Source organism: Pseudomonas sp. HK3 (assembly GCF_052920985.1).
The window spans coordinates 935,333-951,312 of sequence record NZ_JBREXD010000001.1 but is presented as its reverse complement, the minus strand read 5'-3'; the positions used below and the strand labels follow the sequence as shown (position 1 = coordinate 951,312).

The window sequence follows — 15,980 nt, the reverse complement described above, 5'->3', positions numbered from 1 at the left end:
TTACCAGTTCATCACAATTCGGCCACGACGACCTTTTTCTTCTAAACGCGACAGTGCCGCTAGATAATCTGAGAAGTGAAATTCTTTATCAACCACAGGCTTCAACTTACCCTCTGCGACCCAGTTAGAGATTCTTGTTAACTTTTCATAGTCCCCTTGCATGACCATCAAGTAACCCACTTGCGGATCTTCGGATTCACCACCATTGTGCTCACTTGGTTCAGCCGGAATAAAAACACCGCTGGGTGACAACAGCTGTTTCATATTTTCAAGTTTTTGTTTATTGGTTAGATCTAAAATAACATCGAAACCTTTCACATTAATGCCAGCAAGTTCATCGATACCCACTTGGTTATAATCGTAAACGTCATCAGCACCATAAGAGTGTAAATATTCGGCCTGCAAACTGCCTGCAATCGCCGTCACATGAGCGCCAAGCAGCTTGGCTATTTGAATACCCTGTATGCCTAAGCCACCCGCAGCACCATTTATTAATATTCTCATTCCACTTTTAAGGTGACCTAAATCCTGCAAAGCAACCAAGGTAGTTAATGCCCCCAAAGGTAAAGCCGCCGCCTGAGAAAAGGATAAATTAGCAGGCATCAACGCAAGGAAGTCTTCATTAATGGCAATGAATTCTGCATGACTCTTCCAGCCTGTTATCATATTTACATAACCAAATACTTGATCACCACGCTTAAAGCGCTTGCCATCTGATTCCACCACACCTGAAAATTCCAATCCGGATTGCACCGCTTTATCAACGCCATATTCAGTAAAATACGCATCAAAACGCCCTTGCGCACTTTCTGCATCAAATGGATTCACCGATGCGCTGTGTACTTTAACCAGAATTTCATCTTTATCAGGCACGGGACGCGTTAAATCGTCTTTCAATACAAATCTCTTATTACTATCAACTACTAAGCCTTTCATAACATTGCTCCTACATTATTTTAGGTCACTCGACCTAAAATAATGTAGGTCAATTGACCTAAGATGTCAACGTCTATATATTGCCCTCTAAGCAAGCTATCTGTACGAGACCGATGAACCAGAAAATAGAGCATATATTGCGTTGCGCCATGACCATCTTGAAGGCATCAGGTGATCAAGGGCTGTCTATGAGAAAAGTCGCTGAAACCGCTGACATGAGACTAAGCAACGTACAGTACTATTTTAAAACAAAGGAATTATTATTAGCGGCACTGCTAGAAGGCTTTCTATTAGAGTACGCAGATTCAATGCGCACTCTTGCGTTACCTGACAAACTGAATTCAAAAGAAAAACTGCATCACTTAACACTGGGCATATTAAACGATATTGAAAAAAGTGAATGCGCCATGGTCTTCAAAGAGATATGGGCCATTGCAGAGCGCAACCAGGGCGTAAAAAAAGCCATCGACGATTACTACACGAAACTTCACCAACTGTTATTTGATGCGTTAAAAAAAATGGCACCCGCAAAATGTGAAACACAATCTATTAATCATGCCGTCGCTATTTTACTCCCCTTCATTGAGGGCTATTGCATTACCTCATCCAATCTTAAAGTCCCTGCTGATCAACTCGCCAAACAGCTCGCAATGGTGCTTTACACCTTACTAGAGCAACCACAGTAACCCAGATTTGACTCGGCATATGCTTAAATCAAACAGATGCGGGTCAAGCATTATCTCCCTCCCCCCCCCCTTCTACTGGTATCAACTTCTTTGATTTTCAAATATCAACAACCTAAATAAGGATAACGGTATAAAAACAACAAATCACAGGTTTTAATAAACAACTGTTCCCAAAATAGGCCGACCATGAACCTTTATAACACCTATAACCCAATAAAATAGTTTACCTTACAAATATTTCAGCATACACTTGTTTACTGAAATATTTAGGAGGGATTTATGAACACCCCCACAATAAGCAGAACATCTAAAGCCTGGCATTGGTTTATCAGCAGCCTCACCAATCACACGAGTTTTGGGGCCTACTTCGAGCCCGTGATCCAAATCATGCTGCCTAGCTGGCGTGCAGATAAAGTTCGTAGCAAGGTTCATAGTATTCGCCATGAGAATGCAGATACATTTAGCTTAGTGATTAAGCCAAGCGCGCAATTGCAAGAGTTTAAAGCAGGCCAATACATCGAATTAACCGTCGAAAAAAACGGCGCATGGGTCAGCCGCTACTTCAGTATTTCGTCTAGTCCTGCATATTATGCTCGCACAGGGTTAATTGAATTAACCATCCGCATTCAAAACAAAGGCCGAATCACACCTTGGCTCCCCACTGCGCTAAACACAGGCAGCGTTGTCAATATTTCACATGCCATGGGGGAATTTACGCTAAATCCTAAATATGCATCAGTTTGCATGATTGCAGGTGGTAGTGGCATCACACCCTTTCGAGCCATGCTTCAACAACTCGGTTTGCAAGCATCTAATAATAATGCTCAACAAGAGATCACCCTACTTTATTACGCTCGCAGTGCAGATCACTTTTTGTTTAAACAAGAGTTTGAACAACTCTCCAAACAGCATCCACTTTTTCAATTACAACTGATGGATAGCGAATTAACGGGCAACGTCAGTGCAGCCCATATTAGTTTGGCCGAGCAACTAAACGGTCATACTCATTTTTATATATGCGGCCCAAGCCCAATGATTACGCTGAGTCGAAAAATCTTAAGCAACTTAAACGTCAGTACAAGTCATATACATTATGAATTTTTTGGCCCAGAGCCTTTAACGGATATTCAAACCGAAAACAGTTTGATTTTATTTAGTCATTCAAATAAGCAAATAGACAGTGGCTCAAACAATCAAACCTTACTTGAGTTAGCGCAAGCCAACCAAATACACCCCGTCAGCGGATGTGGCATAGGGGTTTGCCATCAATGTATTTGTCAGAAGAAAAGTGGCGTTGTTTATAACACCAAAACAAAAACCTATAGTGATACTGGTGCAGAAGAAATTCAGCTGTGTATTAACGTGCCGGTCAACGATGTCGTTTTGGACTTATAAATAAAGGAGACAAACATGAACATGCAAGCCAATGCGATAGACACACAATATTTAAATAATGAACACCCAACTTCTGATGAACTTGATTTGTTTGCACAAGAACTAAACGACATACGCGAACGTACCATGACCAAAGTCGGTAAAGCGGATGCAAAATACATTCGCACAGTTATTCGTGTACAGCGTTTTAGCGAATTCAGCGGGCGAATATTGTTAGTGCTTGGTTTTTTACACCCTGCTTATTGGATTTTAGGCGTATTAGCACTGGCCACTGCCAAAATATTAGACAATATGGAAATTGGCCACAACATCATGCATGGTCAATATGACTGGATGAATGACCCAAATATAAACAGTCGAAATTTTGAATGGGATAATGCGGGCGATAGCGAGTCATGGAAACGCTACCACAACCATGAACACCATACTTATACCAACATCATCGGTAAAGACCGAGACTTTGGTTATGGGCTATTGCGTTTAAGCGATGATACTCGCTGGAAACCAAAAAATATCTGGCAATTTTTCACCTACATCGCACTTTGCTTTAATTTCCAATGGGGCATCGCCTATCACGAATTAGCAGGCGAGCGCATTTTTATGGGTAAACCTCGTAAAACCAGTAAACTGCCAATTACACGTGAGCAATTAAAATTCGCCTTTTTTAATAAAGCCGCTCGCCAGTTGTTTAAAGATTACGTGTTCTACCCGTTAATATGCTTCCCTGTTTTTTTACAAGTATTAGCGGGGAATTTTGTCGCTAACCTATTAAGAGATGTATGGACCAACACCATTATTTTTTGTGGTCATTTCACAGAAGATATACACACATTTAAAGCATCAGACTGCCAAAACGAAACGCAGGGGCAGTGGTTTTATCGCCAAGTATTAGGATCATCTAATCTTGAAGGTGGCCGTTTTTTTCACATTATGACTGGCCACTTAAGTTGCCAAATGGAACACCATTTATTCCCAGATGTTCCGGCTAGGCACTACCCTGCTATGGCAAAAGAAGTTCGAAAAGTCTGTAAAAAGTACAATATTCCCTATAATAGTGCTGGTTTCTTTAAGCAATATTTTAGTGTTGTTCGCCGTATTATTCGATATAGCTTTCCGACTCAGCCGCGTACCAGTGCAATCGTTTAATCTGACAATTTAAACACTAAAGTAATTCGGCCTGCACAATTGTGCTGGTCGACATTATTGATAATAAGTTTTTCGCTGACCATTTCACAATTTGACTTTAATCCATCACGTCTATCACTGGCCTTAAGTTGTAAATGGATCTATCCTATTCTTTTTTTACTTAAGGAGCGACTATGAAACGCATCGTCATTTTTGGTAATTCCGGTTCAGGAAAGTCCACACTCGCTCAACATTTAAGTACGACACATAATCTAGCTCACTTAGACTTAGACACTTTGGCTTGGCAAGACACACAACCCCCCTCACGAAACCCAATTGAGCTATCAAAGTCATTAATGAACGACTTCATGGCCAATAATTCAACCTGGGTGATAGAAGGCTGCTACAGCGATTTAATTGAACTGACATTAGATCAGTGCAGCGAAATGTATTTCATGAATTTATCAGTTGAAGATTGCATAGAGAACGCAAAAAAAAGACCGTGGGAGCCGCATAAATATGCCAGTAAAGCCGCGCAAGATGCTAATTTACCCATGCTATTAGATTGGATAAAACAATACCAGCAACGAGACGATACGTTTTCACTCAGTGCTCATAAAACACTATTTAATGACTTTCGTGGCTGTAAGCATTTATACAAACACAAGCCTGTTTTTGAAAATGGCACGACTCAAATAGCACCATAACTGCGTCCGTGCTAAGCCATGAAACTATTACGCACTCACTTAGCAGGACTCAGCCTTGGGGCTTAAAATCGAGTGATTAAAAATACTGGCGGTGAAAACGCAAATGCTCTGCGATAAAACTGCTAATAAAATAATAACTATGATCATAACCCGCTTGCATCCGCAGCGTTAACGGATACGCGCTCACATCCGCAGCCGCTTGTAGCGTTTCGGGTTTGAGCTGTTCTTGTAAAAAGTTATCCGCATCCCCTTGATCCACCAGCGCAGGCAATTGCTTACCATCACTTTGCTTCATCAATTCGCTGCTGTCATATTGCAACCAATCTTGCTGGTTATCACCTAAATAACCACTTAAGGCTTTTTGCCCCCAAGGGCAATTAATAGGGTTCGCAATTGGACTAAACGCCGACACAGACGAATAACGATCCGTATTTTTTAACGCAATGCTCAGCGCACCATGGCCTCCCATAGAATGGCCGCTAATAGCACGTTGCTGAGTCACCGGAAAATTAGCCTCAATTAATTCAGGCAATTCATTCACTACATAATCGTACATTTGATAATGTTGATTAAATGGCGCTTGCGTGGCGTTCACATAAAACCCAGCACCTAAACCAAAATCGTAACTGGCGTCTTTATCATCGGCCACACCCTCACCACGCGGGCTGGTATCAGGTGCTACAATCGCAATACCAAGTTTTGCCGCCTCAGCAAACGCACCTGCTTTTTGCATGAAGTTTTCATCGGTGCAGGTTAATCCCGACAACCAATACAATACCGGCACTTTTTCACCCGTGGCCGTTTGCGGCGGTAAAAAAATCGCAAAGCGCATTGTGCAGTTATTGCTTTTAGATAAATGACTGTATTGCTTATGCCAGCCATCAAAACTTTTTGTACTGTTAATATTTTCTAAGCTCATTGTGTTCTCACTTTGAGAAAATAAAATGCGCCTGATGCTCAGCATCAGGCTTGGCCCGCAATTTATTTATTGTAATGAATCACAGAACGAATGCTTTTGCCTTCGTGCATTAAGTCAAAGGCTTCGTTGATGTCTTCAAGACCCATAGTATGGGTAATAAAGTCATTCAATTTAAATTCACCTGCTAAGTATTTTTCAACAATGCCAGGCAATTCACTGCGCCCTTTTACGCCACCGAATGCACTGCCGCGCCATACACGCCCCGTCACCAATTGGAACGGTCTGGTCGAAATTTCTTGTCCGGCACCGGCCACACCAATAATCACCGACTCACCCCAACCTTTATGACAGCACTCAAGGGCAGAACGCATGACATCGACATTACCAATACACTCAAATGAGAAATCCACCCCGCCTTCGGTCATTTCAACAATGACGTCTTGAATCGGCTTATCAAAATCGTTTGGGTTAATGCAATCGGTCGCACCAAGCTGTTTGGCTAATTCATATTTACTTTCGTTAATATCAATACCAATGATGCGTGACGCCCCTTGCCATGGTGGCACCAATAATGGCTGACAAGCCAATACCGCCCAAACCAAATATGGCAACGGTATCGCCCTTTTGAACTTTTGCAGTATTCATCACTGCGCCCATGCCGGTGGTCACACCACAGCCTAGCAAACAGACTTCTTCAAGTGGTGCCGCTTTGTTCACTTTGGCTAATGAAATTTCAGGTAGGACGGTATATTCAGAAAATGTCGACGTGCCCATATAGTGATAGATCGGCTCACCGTCTTTGTAAAAACGTGTGGTGCCATCTGGCATTAAACCTTTACCTTGGGTTTCACGTATTTGCTGACAAAGATTGGTTTTACCTGATTGGCAGAATTTACATTCGCCACACTCTGGGGTGTAAAGCGGAATCACGTGATCGCCAATGGCCACACTGGTTACGCCTTCGCCTAACGCTTCAACCACTCCGCCGCCTTCATGGCCCAGAATCGCAGGGAACACACCTTCAGGGTCTTCGCCTGACAGCGTAAACGCATCGGTATGGCATACGCCTGTGGCAATGATTTTAACCAGCACCTCGCCTTTACGAGGCATCATTACGTCTACTTCTTCAATGCTTAAAGGCTGCTTAGGGCCCCACGCAATGGCGGCTTTTGATTTGATGAATGTATCTGTCATATGAACTCCGTTTTATGAAGAAACCTGTGTCTGCCACTCAGTACAGCTCACAGGCTTATACCTGTCTATTTATTCATGTTTGATTCAATATCATTGTAATTACTTCTCATATAAAGATAATCACCTTTAAAATTAAAATACTTTTACATATAGGTAATAATCATGCGTATTTGGGAAGGCGTATCGGAATTTGTCACCGTAGCTGAACTGGGCAGCTTTACACTGGCTGCCGCCAAGCTTGATGTATCTGTTGCACAAGTGAGCCGACAAGTATCCCAACTAGAGCAGCGTCTAGACAGTAAATTGCTTTACCGTACCACACGCAAAGTATCGCTGACCGCAGAAGGCGAGATTTACAGCCGACACTGTCGCCAAGTATTAAACGACCTTAAAGATGCCGAACGTGCACTGGGCAATTTAAAAGACACGCCACAAGGCAGTATTAAGCTCACAGCACCTGTGATGTATGGTGAAACTTACATATTACCGCTGATTCATGATTTCATGCGCCAACACCCCGCCATCGAAGTCACCTCTAATTTAACCAATCAACAACTTGATTTGGTTGAAGGCGGCTACGACCTAGCGATACGCCTAGGCAAGTTAAAAGATTCAAGCTTAATGGCCAAACCCATTAGCCAGCGTGATTATCGCGTGTGCGCCTCCCCTGAATATTTGCAGCACCACGGCACGCCCCATTCACTCACCGAACTTAGCCAGCACAATTGTTTAATGGGACAACACAGTTATTGGCGATTTGCCGACAACAAAAAGGAAAGAACCATAAAAGTCACCGGTAATTTAAGCTGTAACAGTGGCTATGGTTTGGTGGACGCTGCGCTAAAAGGCATCGGCATTGATGCAACTGCCTAACTACTACGTAGACCAATACTTAAAGCAGTCACAATTAATCGAGGTGTTGACACAATATAAAGTCAAACAAGAGAATATTTGGGCGGTGTACCCAAATAATCGACATTTATCCGCGAAGATTCGGCAATTGGTGGATTACCTGCAACAGCATTTAGATACCACTCATTAATACTAAGGGAATACGACTTGTGATGTGAATACATTCTAATGTTATGCAAGCCCTACTTTTTCAACAAAGGCCAGCCATTCATCTGAATATGTTTCGTCATGAATAATGATATTAGGCGCATTCTCTTGCCACATATTGTGCAACTGAATTTCGTAAGCGTGTAACAAGTGGTGCTCGGTTAATAACGTATCATAATCCGCCTGCGCTAGATTATCGTCCAAACGTTTTAAATAAAACGCACCGTCATTGCTGTAGATTTTATCACCGACAATTGGGTGGCCTAACTCAGATAGGTGAGCGCGAATTTGATGTTTGCGCCCGGTTAATAACTCACATTCAACCAAGCTAAAACCATTAGTGCTTTTTAATACCGTAAAATGGGTTTCACTTAACTTGCCTTGGCCTTGCGCGACGCTATGCATCTGGCAACGTATTGCACTGTCTTTTAAGGTATTCAAATAACTCTGGTGCTGTCGCGTTTGCCAACTTGGTTCACCATGAATAATGGCGCGATATTTTTTGCGTTGCATTAATTGCGCAAGCTTTGGCTGGTAATACTTTGCTTGTTCGTTATCTTGGGCAATTAATAGTATGCCCGATGTTTCTAAATCTAAGCGGTGTAACAAGTGTGCATCTGGCCATGGGCTTTCACGGCGCAACAATTGAATAAGTGTGTTGTACACATTACGCGTGGTGCGGCTCACCGGTAAATTGGCAGGTTTATGTACCGCTGCAATCTGTTCATTTTGCCAAAGCAGTGTCCAATTTGTATCCACTTCATCTTCTTGATAATCAGGCACTGTGTAATCAATCACCTGCCCTTGGCTAATCGCACAATCTTGATTCACCACTAGGCCATCTAATTTTATTAAGCCTTTTCCTAGCAATTGCTGCCATTGCTCTACACTTAAATAAGGAATACACGGCAACAGACACGCTAATAAGCCTGTCTCTTGCTGTTGTTGGTTAACGATCATGCTGAAATGGGCGTCCAAGATTAGGCCTTACAAAATTAGAAAAAGTCATAATAAAGCATTATAGTGCTAACATCAGCGCATATATTAAAAGAGGTGTTTTATGGGTTTAAAACCGCTATTAGCTCTTACTTGTTTGATTCTTAGTCAGGGTACTATTTTGGTCAGCTATCTTATTGCTTTGCAATTTGATCATCCCAAAGTAGAAAGTTGTAACCCTTTCTTTCAAGGTTGTCTAAACATTACTGATGCTGGCATTTATAGTCCAGAAGGTTACGTGTTTCGTGGCGGTATGATTATGGCCTGTGCATTTTTCATTATGTGGTGGGCGGTGAGCTTTAAGCAATTAAAATCCATCAGCACTAGCTGGTTAAACCCCGCTAGCACCATTCTTGGTGTGATCGGTGCCATATTATTGATTGTGGCCACGGCAGTGTTGATCCCCCCAAGAGACGCCATCAACTGGGATGTTCATGTGGCAGGAGCAATTTTGTTTTTTCTTGTGACATTCGTAGCTCAGGCACTGCATCTTGCTTTATGTTCACGCAAAGAAATCAAACCGACACTGAAATCGATTTCACTAAAAATAAAGTGGGTAACGGTGGGCGTGCAAGGCATCATGATCGCCGTTGCATTAACCTTTAAGGCACTCGACAGTGGCGATGACATTGTCAACGCCATTGAATGGTGGCTGGCGCTCTTAATCGCAGTCTACTTTTATTCAGCTTACTATGACTGGCAAGCGCCTGCGAAAAATTAAAAACAAAAAAGGCATACTGAGTATGCCTTTTTTGTATGAATAAAATACAAAATTATTTACTCGAAAATTTCACCATTAATTGCATAAACCAACCAAACACTCTGGGCATAAAGCGCGCTTGCGCATACGATAATTTGGCCATGAGTCCAGGCACAATAATAAATTGGTTTTTATTAATGCCTTTAACTGCAGACTTAGTCACGGTTTTCACATTTAACGTGCCACCAATGTCTTTAATAAAGCGAGTTTGCGGCAAGATATGCTCGCTCTCTTTCGCCACCATTGGTGTATCTACTTCGGGTGGACACAATACACTGACACCCACACCGTATTCATGCACCTCTTGACGTAACGCACCCGCCATTCCAATCACTGCAAATTTAGAAGCGCTGTAAGCACTATAACCATACGTTGAAATGATTCCACCTAGGGAACTGACAAAACAAATTTGACCGCGCTTTTGTGCCATCATATCGTTAATAAACGCACGCACCACTAAGCGGCTACCCATTACATTGGTTTGCATAATACGCTCAAACCCCGCATCACTTTGTTCGATAAATCGCTCACTGGCCACAATACCTGCACTTAAGATCAACAAGTCAGGCGTAGACAAGTCTTGCTTAATTGTCGCCACACAGCATGACAACGCTTGAGCATCCGCAACATCAACACTGTATGCTCTTATTTTTTGATCCGCTGTTTTAGCAAGTATCTGACAAGCCTGAACGGCTGCATCTAACTTATCTTGGTTACGAGCCAACAAAGCGACATCGCAACCTTGCTCAACATAGGCTTTTGCTAAATCTAACCCGATACCACTTGAACCACCGGTAATTACCACTGTTTTAAATTTCATCATTTTTAAATTACTTATTATTTTTTGTCATGCTAGCTTAACAAGATACTAAGAATATGTGGTGTCTTCTTAAGACAACTTCTTATGCGAATTAAGCCAGCACAATTAGGTATTCACATCATGTCGTAGGAATAAACCGACCACACACAGGCTCTAACATCACTACATCAGCACGATCATCTACTTAAATTTGACTAACGTTCAAATTAAATCAAGCCATCGCCAGCTTAATCAATATGGAGTCGTCTTCTTAATCAGTGCTTAACTAATCACAATGTGTATTTAAAACATGACGGTATGGCATTCGAATCGAAACGACTTATTTACAAACCTATTGCCACTGATTTGATCCAACACTGATCTGATTCATAAAAGCGTCTTTAAGGTTGTGTTAAGTTTCACCGCGTCACAATAACGCATCATCAAATTTAGAGTATTAAAGGTATTTATGAAGCGCACCCAACTCATCAATTTGCATTTGATTCTAGCGGCCATATTGCTGCCTGCCATCGCTATGTTTGCCATCACCGGTGGCTTTTATACTTGGGGTGTAAAAGGCGGTTATGACAAGCAAACCTATAAAATGCCCTTAGCAGAACCGTTGAAAAGTGACCTAGGAAGCTTAATTAACTACACCCAGCAAGAGCTTGATAAGCAGAATCATGCCTACCCAAGCGGGGCTGCAAAGCTCAAATCCACAGACCACAGTCATGTTTTACAATGGGCAGGTCGTGAATCAGACATCACATTAAGCTCAGATAAAGGCAGCGACCTAGCCAAATTAGAAGTGGCTAGGGCCTCGGTTTATCGCCAGTTTGTTCAATTACATAAAGCAAAAGGTGGCGCGGCGTTCAAACTGTACGCAGCCCTCATGGCGGTGAGTCTATTAGTTATTCTTATCAGTGGCGTCCTAATGGGACTAGGCATGCCTAAATATAGGCTTACAACCTACCTTGGGCTCTCAGCTGGGGTCTTACTGCTAGCCGCAATGTTTAGTCTTAGTTAGCTAAATAAGATTTATTGCATAATGCTATTGATAATCCATCTCATTCACACTACTATTAGACCCATAGACAAATTTAATGGGTTCATCACTATGTATGTGTGCCTTTGCAAAGGAATTACAGAGCGCCAAGTTCAGCAAGCCATCGATGAAGGCGCTGATTATAAGGCTTTGCGCGAGCAACTTGGCGTTGCCAGTGACTGCGGTCAATGCGGTAACACCTGTAAAGAGATGATCAAGACCAGTCAAGAGTGTGCATTCTATGATGCACAAGTCGCTTAGTCTGATTTAAGTCTCATCACTAAACCGCCAATGGCGGTTTTTTTATGCCTGCTCACCCGCTCCCACCTCCAATACCAACCTTTAATTCACACGTAGAGTTCTATAACATGGCGATATTCAGCCATTACGTATTTTAAAGCTCAATTGGCTCAGTCACGTAACGACTACACCTAATCTGCCCAAAGAGGGGCAAATCACCTAAATGCTAAAATCCATTCATAAAACCATTGATGCGCTCGGCACCATCGAAGTACTCGATGATGGCGCTAAACGCTATCTGACGTTTGGTAATGAACACGAGCAAAGCTGCCAAGTAAAGAATGAGCCTCATATTCCACAACACGAATACACGCGGGCCATCATGCTCTCTCTGCTATTTTGCCAGCCAAAAACGGTAGCGGTTTTAGGATTAGGCGGCGGCACACTGGTTTATTCGTTTCTCAATAGCTGCGAGCAAGCCCATATTACCGCCATCGAATTAAGAGCGGATGTTGTCAGAATCGCACATCGTTACTTTGCATTGCCTAAAAATGAAACACGACTAAACATCGTCAACGAAGATGCGGCATCATACATGGAAGAAGCGCAAGGGTGTTTTGATATATTGGTAGCAGACCTGTATCACCATAATGGTATAGACGATGTTCAAATGCAGCGTGATTTCTTGAAAAATTGCGCAAAACGAGTATCAGAAAACGGCTGGTTTGTACTCAATTATTGGCTAGACCATGATTTAAACAGTGACATTCTTCAACAATTGCATGATGATTTTAATTGTATTTATACGTGCAATAGTGGTGGTGGCAACTTAATTATTTATGCAGGTAAATCTTACCCTCTCGACGACTTTTTATTACCGGCTCATACAAAAACCCTAGCCAAAAAACTAGGGTTCTCTCTTAATTATTACATTAAACGGCTAAAGCAAATTACTGCCGTTTAATATTAAAGCCAAACATTATCAATAAACTCAGTAAGGCTAACCAAGCGTTAAAGACACCACCACCCTGTCGAGATTCGATAATGCCGCCTGTTACTTTACTACCCGACAAACGATCCTCTTCACTTTTGAATACAATATCACTCGACACTCGGTTAGCATAAACCATGGCATTATTACTGTAATCCAAGGCTGAGCATACAGATTGCCAAGTATCGGACACAGCAGGATCATCAACACTGGCTAAATCATCTGTGTTATAAAAGCCACTGGCGCTTGAGCAAGTAGACTCATTAAATCGGTCTGAGCACACCCTTAAATTATTAAGTTGCACATAGCCTAATGAAACAAGAGATTGAAAATAAATAAACATCACATGATTAATACCCTGCTCTAACGTAACCGTATAGGTCGACCAGTTTTGATTATTAATTATGGTTGGGGTTTTCTCATTAACATACACGCCCAAATAATTACTGCCACCGTTGACAACCTGTGATTCAAACTTCAAATATTGGGTTTCATCACCCACTGGGCCATTAAGATATGTGAGCAATACTGAGCGGCCGCCTAATGAAGCATTACCTGACTTCATAACAGCGCCCTGCTGTGCATCGGTTTGCTGGTACCACGATGCACCATGCTCTGTGTTTTTAGATGTACCGCTAAAGAACTCCCATTGCGTATCCAGTGCCGGTGCCGAAATAGAATCTAGTACTTTTGAATTTAAATCGTGAGTGACATTATAATCAGCCAACTCTAATTCCAATTGCGCAAAATGCTCCCCTATAATATCGGCTTGAGCGTTTACTTTAAATTCACAGGCATAACCTGCAGGAACAGAATCACCTAATAACCAGTCAGCATCATCAATATCGAAATATATATTGTTAACCGATTTTTGCTTAATAGCTTCTGCTTCTTGCGATGTATTAAACACAGTAAAGGTTTGAGGCTTGTCTCTACCGCGTCCCATAAATCCAATTTTGCCTTCACCTAATAACGTCACGCCATTTTGTCTTTGTTCAATCCAATCCACCATGGCAGAGACTTCAGTGTAAACACCGTATAAACCGGGCTCTGCACAACCACTGCCCCAGCTTACCAATCCTGACAATGCCCATTCGTTATTCGCTTTAACTAAAATGGGGCCGCCGCTATCACCTTGACAGGAATCTTTGCCACCACTGACTTCACCCGCGCAGAAACTGCGATCCCAGTAATCACCAATACTATTGATGGGGTAAGTGCTATTACAAATAGCGTCACGCTGATAGCTGACATCTACTTCTTGTAACACTCTTGATGTCGATCCCGAATCCGTCACACCCCAACCTAAAATGCGCAGTTGTTCATTTTGTTGCAGTGCTAAGGTATCTGCTCGGCTAAGAATATCGATAGGGGTTTTGGTCGCACTTTGATTCAGTTTAATAAGAGCTAAATCACTGTAATACAGGCTGTCGTTATAATCAGGATGCAGTAAGATCCAATCGGCCTTACGAATATCGCCACCAGCGGCAAACGATAAACTTTCTAAGCCAATATATAATGTTAATTCTTCTGCCATTTTATCATCAAGACAATGGGCTGCCGTTAACACCCAATCTTTGGCAATCAATACCCCGCCACAAAAATGCGAACCCCGTTGAATGGAGACCATCCAAGGATACGCCTCACTGCTGTCGACACCACCAATAATGCGATTCTCACTGCCCTCTACAAGCGTCGCACTGGACCAAGAAAAGGCACTCATTAAAACCATTGGGAATAAAAAACAACAAGCTAACATCTTTTTCATAGCTAAACCTTCTGCTGATAGGAGAGTTCCCTCTCGAAACGACTAGCACGTTTAATCAGTATAGAAGTGTGTTTTCATTCCACCGTATGACAATCTGTTCTAATAAAAGCCATAAACATTACTTAGTAATCAAATGCCACAAGAAAAAAACCAGTGCTATGCTTATTAAAGGTATTGATTGGATATGAACATGGCCGTTTTAAAATATTCCCTAATCGTCGTATTTGCCTATATCACCGGGTGCGGCGCACTCGATGACAGCAGCTCAAGTGGCCCAGAAGAATTAAACGGTTTATGGCTGGGCGAAACTGAAGAACAAGGTGTCACGGAAGTGCTCACCACGTCGGTATTATTTTATGAAGATCAAGTTTTTATATTGCGAGAAGATGAAGCCCATATTGGCTCTTATGAAGTGTTAGAAAATGACAGTGCGCTGCTTGACACCACCATTTTCACCTATGCTGCGCCTGATACTGATAATAATTTTTACGTGGGAGCACGCACGAGTAATCGTATTGAAGTGGATGCATTATTTGCGTCAGACCAAAGCTTATTTCTGAATTTTGATGGCAGCACCCGATCTGGCAGTGCCACGCTTGAACTGGATGCTGGCCGTGCATCAAACATGACTCTAAAACGTGTACGCGGCACATGGACAACCACAGACTCCATTTTATACATTAACGATGAGGGCGGCCTACAAGGCAGCAACAGTGCCACAGGCTGCCAGTGGAAAGGCAAACTAACATCGTTTAACGATAATTTTTTAACCCTCAGCATAGAACGTAAACTATGCGCTGAATTTAACCAGCCAGTAGACTCACCCACAGACGGATTCGCTTTAATCGATGGCGAAGGTAACCTACATTTAATTGCACAGCAACCCAATGAGTTTTTATGGACGAAGTTCTCACCAGATGTTGCAGCGGCTGATGATGGTGCGGACGGCGACGCGGCTAACGATGATGACGCCGAAGATGATGCTGCGGCTTAAATTAAGGAAAGCCTATAAGGTCAGTGGTCTCGATTAACTGCCATCACTTATACTACTTAACTGCTGACTAGTTAAAATTAACACCATCTACTGAATTGATCGCCGACAACCAGTAATATGGTCTACTCATAGAAATATTATAAAATACTATTAACAACACTAAGCTTGAAATAGCCGTAGTAATAAGGACACTTTCTATAAATATAGGTATAAATACCGCATTCTTACCTAATAATTATTTTATTAACTTTTAAAAATTAAACTGGCAGCCTTCCCTTGTAAACTTATTCCATGTTTTTATTTGTTAACTATAAATCATTGGAAATAAAGATTAATAGTCTAACCATAATTACTATCCTGCAATTA

16 protein-coding genes and 1 pseudogene are annotated in these 15,980 nt (G+C 42.1%); 11 read left to right on the top strand and 6 right to left on the bottom strand.

Features of this window, described 5'->3' with window-relative positions; genetic code table 11:
* Positions 1-936, bottom strand: coding sequence for an NAD(P)-dependent alcohol dehydrogenase (locus tag ACU6U9_RS04565; protein ID WP_446733880.1), 936 nt, complete (start codon positions 934-936; stop codon positions 1-3).
* 113 nt (positions 937-1,049) lie between these two features.
* Between ACU6U9_RS04565 and ACU6U9_RS04560 the strand changes: the two genes are divergently transcribed.
* The 4 genes from ACU6U9_RS04560 to ACU6U9_RS04545 all read left to right on the top strand — a co-directional run bounded on the left by ACU6U9_RS04560 (position 1,050) and on the right by ACU6U9_RS04545 (position 4,849).
* On the top strand, positions 1,050-1,622 hold the full coding sequence (locus ACU6U9_RS04560; RefSeq protein WP_446733879.1) for a hypothetical protein: 573 nt from the start codon (positions 1,050-1,052) through the stop codon (positions 1,620-1,622).
* 279 nt (positions 1,623-1,901) lie between these two features.
* On the top strand, positions 1,902-3,017 hold the full coding sequence (locus ACU6U9_RS04555) for a flavin reductase family protein (protein WP_446733878.1): 1,116 nt from the start codon (positions 1,902-1,904) through the stop codon (positions 3,015-3,017).
* Between the two features lie 15 nt (positions 3,018-3,032).
* A complete protein-coding gene (locus tag ACU6U9_RS04550) occupies positions 3,033-4,163 on the top strand; it encodes a fatty acid desaturase family protein (protein WP_446733877.1) in 1,131 nt (376 codons plus the stop codon).
* 173 nt (positions 4,164-4,336) lie between these two features.
* The gene (locus tag ACU6U9_RS04545; protein ID WP_446733876.1) at positions 4,337-4,849 is read left to right on the top strand and encodes an AAA family ATPase; all 513 of its coding nucleotides are present in this window, start codon (positions 4,337-4,339) and stop codon (positions 4,847-4,849) included.
* Between the two features lie 76 nt (positions 4,850-4,925).
* Here ACU6U9_RS04545 and fghA read toward each other — a convergent pair whose 3' ends face one another.
* Positions 4,926-5,768, bottom strand: coding sequence for an S-formylglutathione hydrolase (gene fghA / locus ACU6U9_RS04540; protein WP_446733875.1), 843 nt, complete (start codon positions 5,766-5,768; stop codon positions 4,926-4,928).
* A 62-nt stretch (positions 5,769-5,830) separates the two neighbouring features.
* Positions 5,831-6,962: pseudogene (locus tag ACU6U9_RS04535) on the bottom strand (S-(hydroxymethyl)glutathione dehydrogenase/class III alcohol dehydrogenase).
* A gap of 162 nt (positions 6,963-7,124) precedes the next feature.
* Here ACU6U9_RS04535 and ACU6U9_RS04530 point away from each other — a divergent pair.
* Positions 7,125-7,835: a LysR family transcriptional regulator gene (locus tag ACU6U9_RS04530; protein ID WP_446733874.1), complete on the top strand. Its 711-nt coding sequence runs from the start codon at positions 7,125-7,127 to the stop codon at positions 7,833-7,835.
* Entirely contained in the window at positions 7,822-8,004 is a 183-nt protein-coding gene (locus tag ACU6U9_RS04525) for a LysR substrate-binding domain-containing protein (protein WP_446733873.1), read from the top strand. Before ACU6U9_RS04530 ends, ACU6U9_RS04525 begins: the two co-directional genes overlap by 14 nt.
* Positions 8,005-8,045: 41 nt before the next feature.
* Here ACU6U9_RS04525 and ACU6U9_RS04520 read toward each other — a convergent pair whose 3' ends face one another.
* Positions 8,046-8,999 carry an RluA family pseudouridine synthase gene (locus tag ACU6U9_RS04520; protein ID WP_446733872.1) on the bottom strand — a complete coding sequence of 318 codons (954 nt, stop codon included), beginning with the start codon at positions 8,997-8,999 and terminating at the stop codon, positions 8,046-8,048.
* An 82-nt stretch (positions 9,000-9,081) separates the two neighbouring features.
* On the opposite strand from ACU6U9_RS04520, the gene ACU6U9_RS04515 reads away from it, so the two are divergent.
* Positions 9,082-9,738, top strand: coding sequence for a hypothetical protein (locus ACU6U9_RS04515; protein ID WP_446733871.1), 657 nt, complete (start codon positions 9,082-9,084; stop codon positions 9,736-9,738).
* A gap of 52 nt (positions 9,739-9,790) precedes the next feature.
* Here ACU6U9_RS04515 and ACU6U9_RS04510 read toward each other — a convergent pair whose 3' ends face one another.
* On the bottom strand, positions 9,791-10,600 hold the full coding sequence (locus tag ACU6U9_RS04510) for an SDR family NAD(P)-dependent oxidoreductase (RefSeq protein ID WP_446733870.1): 810 nt from the start codon (positions 10,598-10,600) through the stop codon (positions 9,791-9,793).
* 445 nt (positions 10,601-11,045) lie between these two features.
* On the opposite strand from ACU6U9_RS04510, the gene ACU6U9_RS04505 reads away from it, so the two are divergent.
* The 3 genes from ACU6U9_RS04505 (at position 11,046) to ACU6U9_RS04495 (ending at position 12,825) form a co-directional block, all read left to right on the top strand.
* Positions 11,046-11,603 carry a PepSY domain-containing protein gene (locus tag ACU6U9_RS04505; protein ID WP_446733869.1) on the top strand — a complete coding sequence of 186 codons (558 nt, stop codon included), beginning with the start codon at positions 11,046-11,048 and terminating at the stop codon, positions 11,601-11,603.
* A 90-nt stretch (positions 11,604-11,693) separates the two neighbouring features.
* Positions 11,694-11,882 carry a (2Fe-2S)-binding protein gene (locus ACU6U9_RS04500; protein WP_446733868.1) on the top strand — a complete coding sequence of 63 codons (189 nt, stop codon included), beginning with the start codon at positions 11,694-11,696 and terminating at the stop codon, positions 11,880-11,882.
* Between the two features lie 202 nt (positions 11,883-12,084).
* Positions 12,085-12,825, top strand: a complete 741-nt coding sequence (locus ACU6U9_RS04495) for a spermidine synthase (protein WP_446733867.1) — start codon at positions 12,085-12,087, stop codon at positions 12,823-12,825.
* On the opposite strand, the gene ACU6U9_RS04490 is transcribed toward ACU6U9_RS04495, so the two are convergent.
* The gene (locus ACU6U9_RS04490) at positions 12,812-14,620 is read right to left on the bottom strand and encodes a S1 family peptidase (protein ID WP_446733866.1); all 1,809 of its coding nucleotides are present in this window, start codon (positions 14,618-14,620) and stop codon (positions 12,812-12,814) included. The genes ACU6U9_RS04495 and ACU6U9_RS04490 overlap by 14 nt on opposite strands.
* A 190-nt stretch (positions 14,621-14,810) precedes the next feature.
* Between ACU6U9_RS04490 and ACU6U9_RS04485 the strand changes: the two genes are divergently transcribed.
* Complete coding sequence (locus tag ACU6U9_RS04485) at positions 14,811-15,614, top strand: hypothetical protein (protein ID WP_446733865.1); 804 nt, start codon at positions 14,811-14,813, stop codon at positions 15,612-15,614.
* Positions 15,615-15,980 lie beyond the last annotated feature (366 nt).

What these genes read in the sequence shown, in the direction of transcription:
- ACU6U9_RS04565 (WP_446733880.1), bottom strand. Translation starts at nt 936, where the DNA reads ATGAAAGGCTTAGTAGTTGATAGTAATAAGAGATTTGTATTGAAAGAC.
- ACU6U9_RS04560 (WP_446733879.1), top strand. Translation starts at nt 1,050, where the DNA reads ATGAACCAGAAAATAGAGCATATATTGCGTTGCGCCATGACCATCTTG.
- ACU6U9_RS04555 (WP_446733878.1), top strand. Translation starts at nt 1,902, where the DNA reads ATGAACACCCCCACAATAAGCAGAACATCTAAAGCCTGGCATTGGTTT.
- ACU6U9_RS04550 (WP_446733877.1), top strand. Translation starts at nt 3,033, where the DNA reads ATGAACATGCAAGCCAATGCGATAGACACACAATATTTAAATAATGAA.
- ACU6U9_RS04545 (WP_446733876.1), top strand. Translation starts at nt 4,337, where the DNA reads ATGAAACGCATCGTCATTTTTGGTAATTCCGGTTCAGGAAAGTCCACA.
- fghA (WP_446733875.1), bottom strand. Translation starts at nt 5,768, where the DNA reads ATGAGCTTAGAAAATATTAACAGTACAAAAAGTTTTGATGGCTGGCAT.
- ACU6U9_RS04530 (WP_446733874.1), top strand. Translation starts at nt 7,125, where the DNA reads ATGCGTATTTGGGAAGGCGTATCGGAATTTGTCACCGTAGCTGAACTG.
- ACU6U9_RS04525 (WP_446733873.1), top strand. Translation starts at nt 7,822, where the DNA reads ATGCAACTGCCTAACTACTACGTAGACCAATACTTAAAGCAGTCACAA.
- ACU6U9_RS04515 (WP_446733871.1), top strand. Translation starts at nt 9,082, where the DNA reads ATGGGTTTAAAACCGCTATTAGCTCTTACTTGTTTGATTCTTAGTCAG.
- ACU6U9_RS04510 (WP_446733870.1), bottom strand. Translation starts at nt 10,600, where the DNA reads ATGATGAAATTTAAAACAGTGGTAATTACCGGTGGTTCAAGTGGTATC.
- ACU6U9_RS04505 (WP_446733869.1), top strand. Translation starts at nt 11,046, where the DNA reads ATGAAGCGCACCCAACTCATCAATTTGCATTTGATTCTAGCGGCCATA.
- ACU6U9_RS04500 (WP_446733868.1), top strand. Translation starts at nt 11,694, where the DNA reads ATGTATGTGTGCCTTTGCAAAGGAATTACAGAGCGCCAAGTTCAGCAA.
- ACU6U9_RS04495 (WP_446733867.1), top strand. Translation starts at nt 12,085, where the DNA reads ATGCTAAAATCCATTCATAAAACCATTGATGCGCTCGGCACCATCGAA.
- ACU6U9_RS04490 (WP_446733866.1), bottom strand. Translation starts at nt 14,620, where the DNA reads ATGAAAAAGATGTTAGCTTGTTGTTTTTTATTCCCAATGGTTTTAATG.
- ACU6U9_RS04485 (WP_446733865.1), top strand. Translation starts at nt 14,811, where the DNA reads ATGGCCGTTTTAAAATATTCCCTAATCGTCGTATTTGCCTATATCACC.